We start from the raw sequence: 16,510 nt of genomic DNA, 5'->3' as shown, positions 1-16,510 counted from the left end.
AATATCAATGACTCAAACAGGTTTGCAGCGGCGTGGTAGCGCCGAAATCGTTAATCGACTGGAAAGTCACCTGCCCTACGCCGCCTTGCAATGTTATCTCGCTTTTCGGCGGGACCATTGAATTGGCTAACTTCTGCCCGCCGACATGAATATCAACCAGCGAGACATAATAGGGAGATGGATTGACGATGGTCAGGCGATCGTCGGCACGCTGACAGCGTAACATTGCCGGAGCATCTACCGAGGCAACCGGTAAGTGTTTGGGGCGAATAAACAGTTTAATGACGCTTTGGGTGGCGATTTGCAGCGAATTCGCCGCCAGCTTGCTTTTATTAACCGAGGGAATGGCTTTACTGTTGAGATAAAAAACGCTTTCGCGATCTGTCGGCAGGGAGGGGCCAACGTACATAATACGCAGCAGATTTTCTTTCCCCGGCTGAATGACGAACAGCGGCGGGGTAACGACAAAATCGGCGCTTCGGTCGCCATCGGCATTCGCCACCCACGATTGGATTAAAAATACATTATTGCTGGAGGAGTTTATTATCGGCAGAGAGACCTGCTTATCACCCTGCGGATAAATAACCCGGGTCGAACCCAGCGCAATACCTCCTGCATAGGCCAACTGAGTTACTCCCAGCGCCGCCAGCAGCAATAACGAAAATAAAATCGGGGTAATTCGCGTACTCATTTTTTTGATAACCACGGAGGAGATGAAATGCATCCCTCCGCTGCCAACAACGGAGGAGATGCGGATACCAATCAGGAATAGACCATGCTGAAGGTCGCGGTCGCTGCGACGTTACCTGCAGTCGCCGCGCCGGTAGCGACATAATCAACGCTCAGCGGTACGGTGTTTTCGCCATTAATCAGAGTGATCGCACCGGAGGTGTCGCCGATGTTCAGAACCTGTCCATCCGGGCCGTAGAGCTGCAGCGCAACGTTAGTCGCCGAGCCTGCGCCTGCGGTATTCGCCAGCGAACCGGCGAGTGAACTGTCCTGCTGACCATTAAAGATAACCGCCGCATTCTGGCTGACGGTGGTATCGCAATCTTCCAGTTTGATTGAGAAATCTTCTTTCTGATTAGCTACCATTCCGGCTGCCGTCAGTTTGCTGGTGCGAACCTGGCTCAGGGTAACGGTTTGATCGATAGAGTCAGCAGAAACGGAGCATGCGGCATTCACAACCTGTCCCGTAAAATTCACCGTACCACCGGAGACCGTCGCGGTATCCGCATTCGCCGCGCAGCTCATACCGCCCGCCGTCATGGCAGTCATGACCATCACTAAAAGATGTTTTTTCATAAATAACCTTTTAAATACACAAGTCGAAAATAGAATTAATAACGAATTTTAGTACCGAGCTCTCTTCACAGAGATCTCTTGCTGGTACCGGGCGCAAAAACGTTAAAGTTTGTAGCGTACAGAAATACTATATTCAATGAATAGCAAACCAGCGCTTATTTATAAGCGCCGATAGATAATTAATTTCTGCCGTTATTTAATTATTATAAATTGACCAGAGAGTTGCAATCGACAAAAACTGTTTTTATAGGACCACCATTAACTGACTGTTTTTACAGTAAATAAATCGTTATGGCTGTTATTTAGATACAGCAACTAGTAAGCCAGTGGCAGTTTTTTAATCCCTAACAGACGTCCACCATCAATATTGATATATCCGCCCTTTCGCAATTCAGAAAGAAGCTTCATGGTACGACTCCGCGATATTCCGGTACGACGTTGAATAAAGTTCAGAACATTAATGCTCTGGCGATATTCGTCGTTGTAGGCGGCAATTTCGATTAATAACGCACGAACCTTAAGATAAGAGTCAACGCCAACCAGCTCCCGGTCGCGAACGTTCATCACCATCAGACGATAAGCGAGAAAACGAGCTACGTCGTGCCAAAGATTGCACTCATCCGTCACCTTAATAAAATCCGCTAACGAGACTGCACGACCACGGCATTCTGTTTCAGCAATCAAAAAATGCTCCGGGCGGGTGGGAACATCGTATGTCACACCGTAGCTATCTATCAGTCCAGCAATTGACGGAGCGAAAACCGATAGCACGTTCAAGCCTCGATCACTGCGGCAAATTGAGAAGATACCGGACTCCAGCAACACAATGCGGCTGCTCTGCTCTGTGTATAGTGAAAATTCTTCACCCGACTGCACGACGAAAGATTTACCAAAGGGCAAGAGCGCTGAAAATAAGGCGTCAATCGCTGCATGCGGTTTAGCCTGCTGAGAGAAAATATATGAGTGCAAGGCATTCTCATTATCATTTTCGAAACCATTTAATTTCATTATATCTTCATTAAATATCCATAATCATATGAGAAATAAAGATATACATACATTAGTTAGCCTGCAATTAATAATAAATAAATATTAAATATAGAATAAATGTATGATGAAAGCACAAATAATCAATCATTTATCAAATAAGATAATCCTCAAACAAATAACCAACAAAGATCTCAAAATGTTATTAATCATTTTTAACATTACACACTATAACAAATGAAATTATTTCTTATGATATAACAAGAAAGAGAAAAGGCAGCGATCCAGTATAGTACCGCCACTGAATCACCGCCTTAACGCTACATGAAATACAGAGAATTAACTAAAGTAGCGGGGCGCCGCGTAGTACTCCACCATTTTCTCCGCCAACCAACCGCCATCTTCACCGTTGGAATGAATAGTGGTGATACTGACGGTCGAACCGCCGCCCCACAGCACGGCAAAAACGTTATAGTCCGGCAGATTTAACGCCTGCATCTGGCTCCAATCGTATCCGCCATCGCGGCGCAGAAAATCACCCACCGTCGCGACGCCATAGGTCGTGCTGTTCACCGCGGTATTTAACAGCGCCGGGGTAATGGTGTCGATATCGCTGCCAATCCGCGAATCCCCCATGAAGAAAGTACCGCCTGACGCAAAATGCGCCGCAGCGATTTTACTGGTCCCTTCCGCAACCGTCGGCATATGGCCGCCGGGGATCTGCCACAACATCGCCGGTTTCTGTAATGCTCTGGCGGTCTCCTTCACCATGCCCAGATAGTTCATCCAGCAGGTAGCGTTCCAGCCGTAGTGGGCTAAGGCATCCGGGCTGAAGCAGTCGCGTTCAAATTTATCAAATGCGATAAAGTCTGGCGCATAGTCGCCGCCGTACACGCCCAGTTCATTAATGAAGTCAGCGATCGCCGCCCCTTGTTCCCGCGGCGCGGCATTGGCGCGCAGCAGCCAATCTGCCGTGCCCGTCGCCCAAACGTTGGTCTGCCAGCCGAAAGCGATGTCCGGCGCGAACTGGCGAACGATATAGTTAATCGCCTGTACGTAGCCGTACAAATCGTTGCTGAAAGTCGGCAGCGTCGGCGCGCTGAACCCTGGCATCGAAGGAAGCGCATTAATCGCCGCCGCCAGTTGGACATTGACCTGTACGCTATTGGCCTTACGCAGCGCGGTATAGCCATAAGGCTCCTGCTGCATGGCGCCAAGGAAGTCTGGATTCAGGACAAAGGTTGCCGGAACCGGATGCTGGTCATCTTTCCAGGATTGCGCCGCCAGACACTGGGTAATGAAGCTACCAAAGTGATTGCGTAGACGCTGTTCGTCCTGCAGGTCCGATACCGCGCTGCCGCCGCTGGCATTGGCGGTATAGACCACCATCACCGGCATCACCGCACGGCCGGCGTCGGCCTCGATCTCGCGAACCAAAGGCACGGTTTTATGGATCGGTAGTGAGGCATAATCAAGGAAGCCATCGCCGTTAGTGTCCACTTCCGCCGCCGGAATCGGATCGCCGCCGCCATCAAAACCATCATATTTAAACAGCGCGCTGAACGGCACGCCACGATAAAGATCGACCGTCTCCGCCGCATTCACCGTCACGCCGCCGTGCGCCAGATAATTCGGCCAACCTTTTACCTGCAACGGAACGCCCTGGATAAACTCAAGCGTGACGTTATTAACGCTTTGCAGCAAACGCAACGGCGCGCTGACATCACAGCGCCACGGCGTACCGGCGATGTATACATCTGCTACCTGCACGCTATATTCCCCGGCAGATAAACGCAGCGGCAGCTTCTGCTGGCGAGTATCACTGGCCAGCACGAAACTGTACTGGTAGCTGCCGCAGCGGAAACGATAGCGTTGAGCTGCCGTACCCTGTGGTAAGCCTAATACCGTCACCGCAACTTCAACAAAGTTATCGCTCGCAACGGGCGTTTTTTGTAGCGCAACGTCTGCCTGAACCGTCGTGCCTACCGTCGGCACGAAGGTCGCAGGCTGCGCAGGCGTTGTCAGCAACTGGTTGTTCATCGTCGTCGGCTGCAGGCAAATAGCATATTGATGATTTGCTAATAGCCGAGTGACGCGCTGCGGTTGATTCGCCATCAGCGTCAGAGTACGTTCGCGCACGCCTGCTTCCGACCACAGCTCAACGACGACTTCCGCGCCTTCCAGTTCATCATCCGCCAGTAGCAGCTCGATCGCGGCAAAGAGCACCGCTGGCTGATAAGCAATCTGGCACCGTTCGACGGCGTTACCGGACGAGAGTGTCAACGCATAGTTTTCAGTAACAGGTGAAATCCTCATTTCATCGTTACACAACTCCAGTACCGTCATACCATAACGACCAGCGCTCAGATCGCCGATGGTTAGCGAAGCGCCCCATTCACCGGCAAAGCGCTGCTGGCGGCCATCCGGATACTGCAGTTCGATCTCCGGCTTCAGCGAGGTGCTCTGCGCCTGCGCTGGGAATTGCACAATGATTTGTCCCTGGCGTCCAGGATCATGGGCCAGCGTCGCCGTCAGATCGCTAAGCGCGACGGGCGTTTGCGTGGCCGAAAGATAAAACTCCAGCACCGCCGATTTACCGGAAGCCAACAGATACTCGCCGTCGTTATTGATTGTGATGGTATTTTTTTCAATCGGCCAACCGCCATCGCTGGCCAGCGTTACCGCCTGATTCCCCAGCATGGTGCCGCTAAATGGGCTGTACGGATCGGGATGCGCTGTCGCGGTGAAACCTAATTTCAACTGATTAATATCGACGGACTGCGAATAGTGATTCGTCAGCGTCAGGGCAATACGTTGGTACCAACTGGACGTTTTCACCTCCCCAGATACCAGGGTCAGTCCCGCGCCGGTAATCGCATCATCGATGGGCGCTTCAGGTTCTGGCTCAATATCATCAGCGGTATCATCCGCCGGTACTTCAGGTTCTGGTTCAACCTCATCAGCGGTGTCATCCGCCGGTACTTCAGGTTCTGGTTCAACCTCATCAGCGGTGTCATCCGCTGGTACTTCAGGTTCTGGCTCAACTTCATCAGCGGTATCGTCAGCCAGAGTTAACGTAAAGGTGGACATTTTTACCGGTACCTGGGTGGCAGCCAGGCTAAAAAACAGGGTACCGCTTTCCCCTGCCTGCAGCAGCAGTTCACTACTGTTGTTAATGATGATTTCATTGAATTCCAGGGTTCCCTGGGCGGTGTCACGCAAAGTTAACGAACGATCTCCTTTTAGCGTGCCTCCCGTATTGCCCCACGGATCCGGATGCCCGGAGGCGGTAAAGCTAATTGTCGCCAGGTTCAGATCTAGCGGGCGGTTACTTTCGTTTGTGAAGGTTAAAGTGACTTTCTGGTACCAGCTATTCACATCAATCTGGCTATTTTTAATTGCAATGGTCATCAACGCGATTCCTCATTCCCTGGTGGAAAAAAGCCCCGGAAAACCGGGGCTTTGTCATGGAGCCCATACCTCGTTAAGCGCAGAAGTATTAGTAAGCGCCTAAGTCAGTCCATGCGCCGCTCTGACCGCAGTTCAGGTCAGGCTGGTCGCCCTGGGACCACCATTTCACCTGGTAGTTGTGACCTTTCCAGCTCACGGTTTCGAAGGTACCCCAGCTTGCGCCGTATACGGTGTTAGCATCCCACAGCGCGTGTGGCGCATCCTGGTCTGCCGCATCATCGGCAGAGGCGTCATCTTCAGCCGGTGTAGTATCTTCGTCTGGAACCGGAATAATGTCGGTTTCATCTTCTTCTTCATCAGCCGGTTCAGGTTCGCCCTGAGATGCTAATGCTGGCACCGCCGTCAGCACAAAACGTTGCTGAGTGGAAGGTTCGTTGTAGCAGTCACGCACAAACAGAGTGAACTGGAAGGCCGTTTTCGCGCTCACTTCAGGCACCACAAACTCAATCACTTCCGCAGTTTTATCCGCGACGGTAATTTCAGACGGTACGCCCCAGCTATAGCTCAGTTCATCCTCATCTTCATCAGAAGAACCCGCGCCTGACAGCTGGACGGTAGAACCGCCGACAACCAGCAGCTCGATAGCGGCTTTTGGCGCATGATTGACATCAGTTGCCTTATCGTCTTCTTCAGATTCATCTTTTTCTACGTTGATGCCTTCGAAGTAGAACGGTTCCATATCGATGACTTCAGATTCAATTTCATAGCCCAGACCTTCACGAGCCGCGTTCAGCAACACGCCATTGTCCTGATCGATAGTCCAGGTAAACATACCACCCAGACCCAGGCTTGCTGCATATTCGCCCTTCGCTTTTACTGAACGTGGAGTATCCAGAGACATGAACAGCTTGGATTCCGGGTTATACAGGTAGTCAGCATTAGCGACCTGGTCGGTGTAGACGTTGAAACCGTTACGGCCTTTCTGGTTTTCCAGATCCAGGTAGTTGTAGATCACGTCATACCATTCATTAGTGCCGGATTCGAAAGTACCGGTGGTATCGCCGTTACCCGGGTTATAGGTGCCTTTCAGCGGAGACAGCGACTCCAGCTCAACGTTACGGCCATTACGGGTATAGCCGGCATAACCAATGTTGATATTTTCAGCAGGGAAACCTTCAGACAGCAGATGTTCCACGATAGTGTTGACGCCCCAACCGCCCTCTTCCAGCGCATTCAGGTTAGTGTGATGAGCAACGCTTTCCGCCCACGGGGTACCGAAGAAGTCATAGGTCATCAGGTTGATGCCGTACAGACCTGCTTTAATCAGCGCTTTCACGTTGGAGTAATCAAAGGTCTTCACGACCGCGGAGCTGGCGATGGAGATTTTCACATTGCTCAGGCTGGCGGAATCCAGTTGCTTACGCAGTTCGCCAATAAGCAACGCATAGTTTTCACCATCTTCCGGGCCGAATGGGTTGCCAGCGCCTTCGGCGTTCGGGTATTCCCAATCGATATCCACTTCGCTGAACATCGGGAACTGTTTGAACAGTTTCACCACGCCTTTGGCGAAGGTTTTACGTGCGGAATCAGACGCTGCGGTTTCATGGAAGCCGTTACTCATGGTCCAGCCGCCGATGCTCATGGACAGCACCAGGTTATGGCCCTGCTGTTTCGCTTTCGCCTGCAGATCGCGCAGACCGCCGAGCAGACCTTTACAATTTTCTTGAGTCACGGTCTTCGGATCAACATCCCAGCCGCTAACGCTATGTCCAACGTTGACGTAAGACTGGAAATCACCCCATGGATCAAGGAAAGTCGGTTCGTACTTAACTTTACCGCACTGTTCCGCGCCTTCAGCCACGACGTCACGATACTGGCCATCATTTTTATGGAAACCGGTCACGCCAACGAAGCCGAAAATAATTTTATCGTAAGCAGTCGGTGAGATATTGGTCAGGTCGTAGCCGCGACCGCGGTTATCTTTAGAATCGTCCCCTTGCAGGCGACCATCATACTGAGACCAGTCGGTATAATAGCCAAATACCTTCGGCTTAGTGGTTGCTGCTTTATATTTGTTATAGACCGGCTTTGCGACACGCGCTGAAGTATAGCTATAGTTGCTAACTTCAGTTGCTGGGTTAAAACCATCAGCGGCGTTGCTGGTTTCGGTAAGAGTATCGCCTTTAATCAGTTTGCTGGTAGCCATTTTAAATTTCCTTTTAAGTTTAAAATTTATCGCAGTTCGTTCTGCGAGACCAATAATCCATGACTCACAAAGAATCGGCTAATCACAAAATCTCATCAATTCATCAGCACTAAAAAATCATTTTAATGATGCCTACTCAGGAAACATCAGCGTGGAATCATTGGGCAAACGAGGTCCGTCTTTCAGCAGGAAAGATAAAAAATAGACAGCATATTAAATATAATTTAGGTAGTAATTAACCATCATTTAATTTGCATGAGATTATGTGACGAAGGTCTCCCCATCAAATGGCAATACAATAAAACCGATGACAAAAAAATGGATTAAGCCATTTCTTGTGCAATATATTCACCAACGACAATCAGGATGTGCAAATCTAAAGGAAGACGTTATGAAAACTTATCTCATCAATAACAACTGCATCTACAATGAACAGAAATATGAACTAAGAACGAGCTCAAACTCGCAAGTTATTAGAATGACAGCAATGCGTTCTAAATGTCTTAGCTTCATTATTGAAAACGCTCATCTGGAGATTATCGAACGCCAGAAAATCACTAATGAGCTATGGGGTAGCAGAAGTCATTTTGTGAATGATGCCAATCTAACGCAGATACTGTATTTAATCAGACGAGACCTGAAGGCGTTGGGCATAAACGATCTCTTCATTACCATCCCGCGCCAGGGATTACAGGTCAATAAGGATATCGCCATTGAGAAAGTCGAGCCAAAAAAACCAAAAGCCAGGAAGCAGTTTTTCCGTAAAACGCTGGCAGCCCTGACCACCGTCTTTTCCGTCACGCTAGGTACAATGATGTACATGCATATTCATTAATTCAGGGAGAAAAAAATGAATCCAATTATTGATGGAATTCTGGGACTGGAAGGCGGTTACAGCACCAACCCGAAAGATAAAGGCGGAGAGACTAACTGGGGTATCACAGAAGCAACGGCGCGAGCGCATGGTTACCAGGGGAAAATGAGTGAACTTTCTCACAATGAAGCCTATGCAATCCTGGAAACGGATTACTGGATCAAACCCGGCTTTGAACAAGTATCGCAACTTTCCTGGGCGGTAGCATTTGAACTCTGCGACGCCGCCGTGAATATTGGTCCCCATCACCCTTGCACGTGGCTACAGCGCTGGCTTAACGTGATGAACCGCGAGCAGCAGTATTATCCGGATATAAAAGCAGATGGCAGCATCGGCCCGCAAACCTTACATGCGCTAAATTCCTATTTATCGCAACGAGGTAAAGAAGGAGAAGCGGTGTTAGTGAAAGCGCTCAACTGTAGCCAGGGCGCTTATTATCTGGATATCTGCGAAAATCGCCGACAAAATGAAGAGTTCATTTACGGCTGGATTAAAAACCGAGTGACATAGTTGAGACAAACAAATCCGTAATAAAAGACTCAAGGATGAGCCTTTTATTACCTGATAATGCTATTTGAGTTTCGAACCGCCAACAGCATTTTTAACTTTTTCTCCGAGGATTTTTAAAATCGGGCCGGCAAATACACCGCCTAAACCAGCGGCTAACAGCACCATATTAAAGCTAAACCCTTTTTCGATAGCAATAGCGCTAAGGAGAAAACTGGTAAAACAAGATATGACTACCTGCGTCAGGCAGGTCATAATTCCCTGATGGGCTTCGCCAGCCTCTTCTTTATTCCTGCGAAGCAGGAAACTAACGAACCCGCCCCAGGCGCCGATAGAAATAATGATCAGAAGTATTTCTACTTCCAGTAATACAACTTCCGTTGTCTCTAAATGATTAGGAATAGACATAATCGCTCCTGAATAACTAAAGTTTAAAAAAGATTCATCAGGAGTGTAAGCGGCGGAATAGTGGAAAGGTAATCAAAGAACATCATGACTAACCACATCATATTAATGACGGTAAGATGAGGAAACTTACCGTCTGAATGAGGACAGCGTATGTAACATGGAAACCGTTTCATTTATCGCTGATATATTTCTACTGTTTTTGTTCCATGAAGCATAAACCTGCACGGATTTAAACATCAACTCAGGGGGCGGTTGGATAAAATTTATATCATATTTACGCTGATTTTTATAAAACAACGCCAGTTTCAAAGGTAACAGTGCAATCAATGCGGTTCTTTCTACCATGCTAACCAGCCCGGTGATAGAATCGCTACAATAGCCCATAGTACGTGAGCCGTTATAATAAACATCATCTTTAAATAATCCGTTATCAGTGATGATGGTGAGTGAAGTAATCCCCGGTTGATACATGGCATGGCGGGAAGAGTAGAATTGATGCAAAGAAAGCTGCGACAGCTCGCTGAATAAATGACCTTTGGCACAAATACAGACAAAGTTTCTGAAGCTATCAATAATTTGATTATCGAGTCCGGGCTCAACCAGCGGTTCAGAACCGATCGATAAATCACATTGAGCGGTCAATAAAAGCTCTTTAGCTTTATCGCAGCTAATGTTGCGGGATGAAAAATGGTTGATAACGCCCTGCTCGAAAAGCGCGCTACCGTACAGTTGGGAAAGGTAATAACTTTCGATGAAATCGCTTCCAAGGATCGTAATCCGGGTGTCATCATCCTTATTTTCCGGCAGAAAAGTATTGTCGACAAGCGACATGGCCTGACGGAAACTTTGGTGTATTTCGAGTGCTTTCGCCGTTGGCAGTAAACCATCTTTGCTTCTGACAAACAGCTCCTGCTGATAGAAGTTTTGCAGACGTCTTAATGCCAAAGAGACCGCGGCGGGAGTGATGGCCAATTTTTTCGCCGCCTTCGCGGCATTTCCTGCCGAAATGACAGCGTCAAGAACCTTGATTAAATTATAATCAAAGCCCTTATTGGCACCTTTCGATCCCATCCACTGTCAGCCTCTTTTATCGAAAAAAGCAATATAGATAATACTCAAAATAAATCAAATCCGGACATGCTAAACAAAGTATAGCGTTTCTATTCAAGGCTGAGGTTAGGGTAGAAAAAAGCCTGAACAGGGATGTTCAGGCTTGTGCTAATAAGGTGATTAAACGCAATTAACGCGTTAAATCATCAAAGAATTTTTTCACGCCATCGAAGAAGCTTTTGGAACGCGGGCTGTTTTTCTCACCCGTCGGACCGCCAAAAGTTTCCTGCAGCTCTTTAAGCAATTGTTTCTGCTTGTCGTTAAGACCCACTGGCGTTTCTACCACCACGCGACACAGCAGATCGCCCTGAGCACCGCCGCGAACGGATTTAACGCCCTTGCCGCGCATGCGGAACAGTTTGCCGGTTTGCGTTTCGCCAGGAACTTTCAGGTTAACGCGGCCATCCAGCGTCGGTACTTCAATCTCGCCGCCAAGCGCAGCCATGGTGAAGTTGATCGGTACTTCGCAGTACAGATTATTCCCCTCACGCTCGAAGATCGCGTGCTGTTTGACCTGAACCTGAACGTACAGATCGCCCGCCGGAGCACCATGCTCGCCCGCTTCGCCTTCGCCAGCCAGACGAATACGGTCGCCGGTATCGACGCCAGCCGGGATTTTCACCGACAAGGTTTTGGTTTTTTCAACGCGACCGTGACCGTGGCATTTATTGCACGGATCTTTAATCAGCGTACCGCGTCCCTGACAGTGTGGACAGGTTTGCTGAACGGCAAAAAAGCCCTGACGCATCTGGACCTGACCGGAACCGTGACAGGTTGGACAGGTCTGCGGCTGAGTTCCGGATTTGGCGCCGCTGCCGTGGCAGACATCGCACTCTTCCAGCGTCGGGATGCGGATTTCCTTGGTGACGCCACGGACCGCTTCTTCCAGCGTCAATTCCATGTTGTAACGCAGATCTGCGCCGCGCGCCGCGCGCTGACGACCACGGCCACCGCCGAAGATATCGCCGAACACATCGCCAAAGATATCGCTGAAATCCGCGCCGCCGCCAAAGCCGCCACCGAAACCGCCGCCGCCCATGCCGCCTTGTTCAAACGCGGCGTGGCCGTACTGATCGTAGGCTGCACGCTTCTGGGCATCAGTCAGGACTTCATACGCTTCTTTGATTTCTTTAAATTTGGCTTCGGCCTCTTTGTCACCCTGGTTACGGTCCGGATGGTATTTCATGGCCAGGCGCTTGTACGCCTTTTTGATTTCACGCTCTTCCGCTGTTTTGGAAACGCCTAAAATCTCGTAATAATCTTGCTTTGCCATTGGTGTTTTTCAGCCCCTTAACATGCGTGCACGGGCGGAGAGGAAACCTCTTCGCCCGTGCCAGTGTTTTACCCGTTCAAAGGGCGATTATTTTTTGTCTTTCACTTCTTCGAACTCAGCGTCGACAACATCGTCATCCTTCGCGCTGCTTTCTTGAGCGTCAGCGCCGCCAGCCTGCTGCTGAGCGTGCTGCTGCTGAGCGATTTCCATCAGCTTCTGGGAAGCCTGGGCCAGCGCCTGCATCTTCGCTTCGATGTCCGCTTTGTCTTCACCTTTCAGAGAAGTTTCCAGTGCGGTCAGCGCAGACTCGATTGCAGTTTTGTCGTCAGCCGGCAGTTTGTCGCCTGCTTCTTCAACCTGCTTACGGGTGCTGTGCAGCAGATGGTCGCCCTGGTTACGGGTCTGAACCAGCTCTTCGAACTTACGGTCAGATTCAGCGTTAGCTTCCGCTTCGCGAACCATTTTCTGAATTTCTTCTTCATTCAGACCGGAAGAAGCCTTGATGGTGATCTTCTGCTCTTTACCGCTGTTTTTATCTTTAGCGGAAACGTGCAGGATACCGTCAGCATCGATATCGAAGGTCACTTCGATCTGCGGCATACCGCGCGGTGCTGGGTTAATACCATCCAGGTTGAACTGACCCAGAGATTTGTTATCGGAAGCGCGTTTACGCTCACCCTGCAGCACATGGATGGTTACCGCGGACTGGTTGTCTTCCGCAGTAGAGAACACCTGGCTGTGCTTGGTCGGGATCGTGGTGTTTTTGCTGATGAGCGCGGTCATCACGCCGCCCATGGTTTCGATACCCAGCGACAGCGGGGTAACGTCCAGCAGCAGAACGTCTTTAACATCACCAGTCAGTACACCACCCTGAACGGCTGCGCCGATAGCTACAGCTTCATCCGGGTTAACGTCTTTACGCGGTTCTTTACCAAAGAACTCAGCAACTTTCTTCTGCACCATCGGCATACGAGTCTGACCACCAACGAGGATCACGTCGTTGATATCGGAAACGGACAGACCGGCATCCTGCAGGGCAACTTTCAGCGGCTCGATGGAACGGTTAACCAGATCTTCAACCAGGCTTTCCAGTTTCGCGCGAGTCACTTTGATGTTCATGTGTTTCGGACCGGTCGCGTCTGCGGTGATATACGGCAGGTTAACGTCGGTCTGTTGAGCGGAAGACAGCTCAATTTTCGCTTTTTCTGCGGCTTCTTTCAGACGCTGCATCGCCAGCGGGTCGTTGCGCAGGTCAATACCCTGCTCTTTCTTAAACTCGTCAACGAGGTAGTTGATCAGACGAGTATCGAAGTCTTCACCACCCAGGTGGGTATCACCGTTGGTTGCCAGAACTTCGAAGGTTTTTTCGCCGTCAACTTCGTCGATTTCGATAATAGAGATATCGAAGGTACCACCACCGAGGTCGTATACCGCGATAGTGCGGTTGCCGACTTCTTTATCCAGACCGTAAGCCAGCGCAGCGGCAGTCGGTTCGTTGATGATACGTTTAACTTCCAGACCTGCGATACGACCGGCATCTTTGGTTGCCTGACGCTGAGCATCGTTGAAGTACGCAGGTACGGTGATAACAGCTTCAGTTACCGGCTCACCCAGATAATCTTCAGCGGTTTTCTTCATTTTTTTCAGCACTTCAGCAGAAATCTGCGGCGGCGCGGTTTTGGTGCCTTTCACATCAAGCCAGGCGTCGCCATTATCTGCAGCAACGATTTTGTACGGCATGATGGAAACGTCACGCTGAACTTCTTCATCCTGGAAGCGGCGACCAATCAGGCGTTTAATCGCAAACAGGGTGTTTTGCGGGTTTGTCACTGCCTGACGTTTAGCCGGCTGACCAACCAGAGTTTCACCATCCTGGGTATAGGCAATAATAGAAGGCGTGGTGCGATCGCCTTCGGCGTTCTCCAGCACGCGAGCGGTAGTGCCATCCATAATCGCTACACAAGAGTTGGTAGTACCCAGGTCGATACCAATAATTTTACCCATCTAAACGTCTCCACTAAAAATTCGATCAACATGTGGTTGTGAACCTGTAATAAGGGCGAAACGTGCGGTTTCAACTGCCCTGACATCATTTTTTTTCAGGTTCTTCACTGCGGTTGACTACAAGATGGGGTCGCCCTGGTTTTCATCAAGGGGCAGGCCAAAAAAAAATTTTCTGGCAAAACGCAGACGCGAGAGCAAACGACACGCCAGACGATAAAAATAGCCGGTATAACCCATACAAAAAATAAATAGTAAATAAGAACATATTCATTGGATATCGCACTCGTTCGCCGAAGAGTTGGCCATTATCGCCGCGAAAGGTAAATTGCTGAAAAATACCCCGCCAGATCATAGACAGCCTCTGCACGCCTCATTATTATGCCGCGCCCCACCGCAAGTGGCGGGGTAATGCTTCCCTTTCTAATCATTATTTTGAGGAATTATGGGCAACACTAAGTTGGCTAATCCGGCACCGCTGGGCCTTATGGGCTTTGGCATGACCACTATTCTGCTTAACCTGGCAAATAGCGGCCTTTTCGCATTCGATGTAGCTATCCTGGCGATGGGCATTTTTTACGGCGGCATTGCGCAAATTTTTGCCGGCCTGCTCGAGTATAAAAAAGGCAACACCTTTGGTTTAACCGCTTTTACGTCCTACGGCTCCTTCTGGCTGACGTTGGTCGCGATCCTTATGATGCCGAAAATGGGCCTGGCTGATGCGCCGAACGCGCACTTCCTGGGCATGTATCTCGGCCTGTGGGGTATCTTTACGTTGTTCATGTTCTTCGGCACGCTGAAAGCCGCGCGCATGCTGCAGTTCGTCTTTCTTAGCCTGACGGTACTGTTCGCGCTGCTGGCGATTGGTCACCTGGTCGATAACGAAGGCATTGTTAAAATTGCCGGTTGGGTCGGTCTGGTATGCGGCGCGAGCGCTATTTACCTGGCGATGGGTGAAGTGTTGAACGAGCAGTTCGGCCGCACCGTTCTGCCGATTGGCGAACCACGCTAATGGCCTGCCGCCGCCCGCAAACCGGGCGGCGGCGTTAAATTTAACGCTGCAGTTCTCCTTGCGGTAAAACCGCCTGCGTCGTCAACCCCTGACGCAGCCAGATACCTAACCCCAGCCCCATCAGCGACAGCGCCAGTACGTACCAGGCCGGCGCCATCGGCGAAACCCCCATCAGCATCGTAACGGCGATCGGCGTCAGACCGCCGAAAATGGCGTACGACAGGTTGTAGGAAAATGAGATGCCGGTAAAACGCACTTCCGCCGGGAAAGCGCGCACCATCACGTAAGGTACCGCCCCCACCACGCCGACGCACAGCCCCACCGTCCCATACAGCAGAAACAGCCGCTGCGGGCTGGCGCCGGAAAGGTGGTAAAAGGCCCAACTGGCGGCCGCCAACAACAGGCTGCCGACGATAAAAGTGCGGCTGGCGCCGAAACGGTCTGCCGCCAGACCGGCGAGTAGACAGCCGATGCACAGCATAATCGTGGCGATGCTATTGGCCTGCAGGGTAATCGCCGGCGCAAAGCCATAATGTTTTTGCAGCCAGACCGGCGACATCAGAATCACCACCACCACGCCGGCGGACAGCAGCCAGGTGAGCAGCATCGAAACGATGACAGCCTTCTGGTGCTTAAGCGCCACCGCCTTCACCGGCAACTCCTGCGCCAGCGCTTTGCGCTTCTGCATCTCCAGAAATATCGGCGTCTCCTGCAGCCAGCGACGCAGATACATCGCCACCAGGCCAAAAACGCCGCCCAGCAGGAAAGGAATACGCCAGCCGCCGTCCTGGATATCTTGCGGCGTCATGCTGGTGTTGATAAGCGTCGCCACCACCGAACCCAACAGGATCCCGACGGTCAATCCCGCGGTCAGGGTGCCGCAGGCGATACCGATGCGTTTTTCCGGGACATGTTCGGCCACGAAGACCCAGGCGCCCGGCACTTCGCCGCCAATCGCCGCCCCTTGCAAAATACGCATGAGCAGTAATAGCAGCGGCGCAACGATGCCCATTGAGGCATAAGTCGGCAGCAGACCGATCGCCAGCGTCGGCAACGCCATGAGCAGAATGCTGAGGGTGAACATTTTTTTGCGACCGACCAGGTCGCCAAAGTGGGCCATGATAATGCCGCCAAGAGGGCGCGCCAGATAACCCGCGGCAAAAATACCGAAGGTCTGTACCTGACGTAGCCATTCCGGAATATCGGCCGGGAAGAACAGTTCGCCGACGACGGCGGCGAAGAAAACAAAGATAATAAAGTCATAAAACTCCAGCGCCCCGCCGAGGGCGGCCAGCGTCAGAGTTTTATAATCCTGTCGATTCAGTGCTCGGGTGTGTTGTGACATAACTGGCGCTTCGTCCGCAGTAATATTACGCAATGTGTAAAGTAAAAAACACTATACCGTAAATAAAACAG

13 protein-coding genes are annotated in these 16,510 nt (G+C 50.6%); 3 read left to right on the top strand and 10 right to left on the bottom strand.

Annotated features, from left to right (window positions below; all coding sequences use genetic code 11):
• Window positions 1–4: 4 nt before the first annotated feature.
• The 5 genes from ABLU86_RS13370 to ABLU86_RS13350 form a co-directional block, all read right to left on the bottom strand.
• Window positions 5–691, bottom strand: a complete 687-nt coding sequence (locus ABLU86_RS13370) for a fimbria/pilus periplasmic chaperone (RefSeq protein ID WP_045379021.1) — start codon at window positions 689–691, stop codon at window positions 5–7.
• 71 nt (window positions 692–762) lie between these two features.
• Window positions 763–1,305: a fimbrial protein BcfA gene (locus ABLU86_RS13365; protein ID WP_063402422.1), complete on the bottom strand. Its 543-nt coding sequence runs from the start codon at window positions 1,303–1,305 to the stop codon at window positions 763–765.
• A 315-nt stretch (window positions 1,306–1,620) separates the two neighbouring features.
• Entirely contained in the window at window positions 1,621–2,313 is a 693-nt protein-coding gene (locus ABLU86_RS13360) for a winged helix-turn-helix transcriptional regulator (RefSeq protein WP_015704343.1), read from the bottom strand.
• Window positions 2,314–2,631: 318 nt separating this feature from the next.
• A complete protein-coding gene (locus ABLU86_RS13355; protein WP_348796310.1) occupies window positions 2,632–5,703 on the bottom strand; it encodes a chitinase in 3,072 nt (1,023 codons plus the stop codon).
• Window positions 5,704–5,791: 88 nt separating this feature from the next.
• Window positions 5,792–7,909 carry a glycosyl hydrolase family 18 protein gene (locus tag ABLU86_RS13350; RefSeq protein ID WP_045411727.1) on the bottom strand — a complete coding sequence of 706 codons (2,118 nt, stop codon included), beginning with the start codon at window positions 7,907–7,909 and terminating at the stop codon, window positions 5,792–5,794.
• A gap of 391 nt (window positions 7,910–8,300) precedes the next feature.
• Between ABLU86_RS13350 and ABLU86_RS13345 the strand changes: the two genes are divergently transcribed.
• On the top strand, window positions 8,301–8,744 hold the full coding sequence (locus ABLU86_RS13345; protein WP_015368346.1) for a transcriptional regulator: 444 nt from the start codon (window positions 8,301–8,303) through the stop codon (window positions 8,742–8,744).
• A 15-nt stretch (window positions 8,745–8,759) separates the two neighbouring features.
• Window positions 8,760–9,293 carry a glycoside hydrolase family 108 protein gene (locus ABLU86_RS13340; RefSeq protein ID WP_045395844.1) on the top strand — a complete coding sequence of 178 codons (534 nt, stop codon included), beginning with the start codon at window positions 8,760–8,762 and terminating at the stop codon, window positions 9,291–9,293.
• 60 nt (window positions 9,294–9,353) lie between these two features.
• On the opposite strand, the gene ABLU86_RS13335 is transcribed toward ABLU86_RS13340, so the two are convergent.
• The 4 genes from ABLU86_RS13335 to dnaK form a co-directional block, all read right to left on the bottom strand.
• Window positions 9,354–9,698: a phage holin family protein gene (locus ABLU86_RS13335; protein ID WP_046883353.1), complete on the bottom strand. Its 345-nt coding sequence runs from the start codon at window positions 9,696–9,698 to the stop codon at window positions 9,354–9,356.
• A 126-nt stretch (window positions 9,699–9,824) separates the two neighbouring features.
• Window positions 9,825–10,769: a LysR family transcriptional regulator gene (locus ABLU86_RS13330; RefSeq protein WP_100279214.1), complete on the bottom strand. Its 945-nt coding sequence runs from the start codon at window positions 10,767–10,769 to the stop codon at window positions 9,825–9,827.
• Window positions 10,770–10,938: 169 nt separating this feature from the next.
• Window positions 10,939–12,081, bottom strand: a complete 1,143-nt coding sequence (dnaJ, locus tag ABLU86_RS13325) for a molecular chaperone DnaJ (RefSeq protein WP_020079653.1) — start codon at window positions 12,079–12,081, stop codon at window positions 10,939–10,941.
• An 87-nt stretch (window positions 12,082–12,168) separates the two neighbouring features.
• Window positions 12,169–14,085: a molecular chaperone DnaK gene (gene dnaK, locus ABLU86_RS13320; RefSeq protein ID WP_020079654.1), complete on the bottom strand. Its 1,917-nt coding sequence runs from the start codon at window positions 14,083–14,085 to the stop codon at window positions 12,169–12,171.
• A 442-nt stretch (window positions 14,086–14,527) separates the two neighbouring features.
• On the opposite strand from dnaK, the gene satP reads away from it, so the two are divergent.
• Window positions 14,528–15,094 (top strand): acetate uptake transporter, encoded by a 567-nt coding sequence (gene satP / locus ABLU86_RS13315; protein WP_047041277.1) that lies wholly within the window; start codon window positions 14,528–14,530, stop codon window positions 15,092–15,094.
• A gap of 40 nt (window positions 15,095–15,134) precedes the next feature.
• On the opposite strand, the gene ABLU86_RS13310 is transcribed toward satP, so the two are convergent.
• On the bottom strand, window positions 15,135–16,439 hold the full coding sequence (locus ABLU86_RS13310) for an MFS transporter (RefSeq protein WP_101739377.1): 1,305 nt from the start codon (window positions 16,437–16,439) through the stop codon (window positions 15,135–15,137).
• Between the last annotated feature and the right edge of the window lie 71 nt (window positions 16,440–16,510).

The sequence above is a fragment of the Klebsiella sp. JN_Kp121 genome, assembly GCF_040062145.1.
In the GTDB taxonomy this organism is placed as follows: Bacteria; Pseudomonadota; Gammaproteobacteria; order Enterobacterales; family Enterobacteriaceae; genus Klebsiella; species Klebsiella aerogenes.
The sequence above is the reverse complement of the archived record's forward strand: the minus strand, read 5'-3'. Positions and strand labels throughout refer to the sequence as shown.

Coding starts and splice junctions, on each gene's coding strand:
- ABLU86_RS13370 (WP_045379021.1), bottom strand. CDS start 691: ATGAGTACGCGAATTACCCCGATTTTATTTTCGTTATTGCTGCTGGCG.
- ABLU86_RS13365 (WP_063402422.1), bottom strand. CDS start 1,305: ATGAAAAAACATCTTTTAGTGATGGTCATGACTGCCATGACGGCGGGC.
- ABLU86_RS13360 (WP_015704343.1), bottom strand. CDS start 2,313: ATGAAATTAAATGGTTTCGAAAATGATAATGAGAATGCCTTGCACTCA.
- ABLU86_RS13355 (WP_348796310.1), bottom strand. CDS start 5,703: ATGACCATTGCAATTAAAAATAGCCAGATTGATGTGAATAGCTGGTAC.
- ABLU86_RS13350 (WP_045411727.1), bottom strand. CDS start 7,909: ATGGCTACCAGCAAACTGATTAAAGGCGATACTCTTACCGAAACCAGC.
- ABLU86_RS13345 (WP_015368346.1), top strand. CDS start 8,301: ATGAAAACTTATCTCATCAATAACAACTGCATCTACAATGAACAGAAA.
- ABLU86_RS13340 (WP_045395844.1), top strand. CDS start 8,760: ATGAATCCAATTATTGATGGAATTCTGGGACTGGAAGGCGGTTACAGC.
- ABLU86_RS13335 (WP_046883353.1), bottom strand. CDS start 9,698: ATGTCTATTCCTAATCATTTAGAGACAACGGAAGTTGTATTACTGGAA.
- ABLU86_RS13330 (WP_100279214.1), bottom strand. CDS start 10,769: ATGGGATCGAAAGGTGCCAATAAGGGCTTTGATTATAATTTAATCAAG.
- dnaJ (WP_020079653.1), bottom strand. CDS start 12,081: ATGGCAAAGCAAGATTATTACGAGATTTTAGGCGTTTCCAAAACAGCG.
- dnaK (WP_020079654.1), bottom strand. CDS start 14,085: ATGGGTAAAATTATTGGTATCGACCTGGGTACTACCAACTCTTGTGTA.
- satP (WP_047041277.1), top strand. CDS start 14,528: ATGGGCAACACTAAGTTGGCTAATCCGGCACCGCTGGGCCTTATGGGC.
- ABLU86_RS13310 (WP_101739377.1), bottom strand. CDS start 16,439: ATGTCACAACACACCCGAGCACTGAATCGACAGGATTATAAAACTCTG.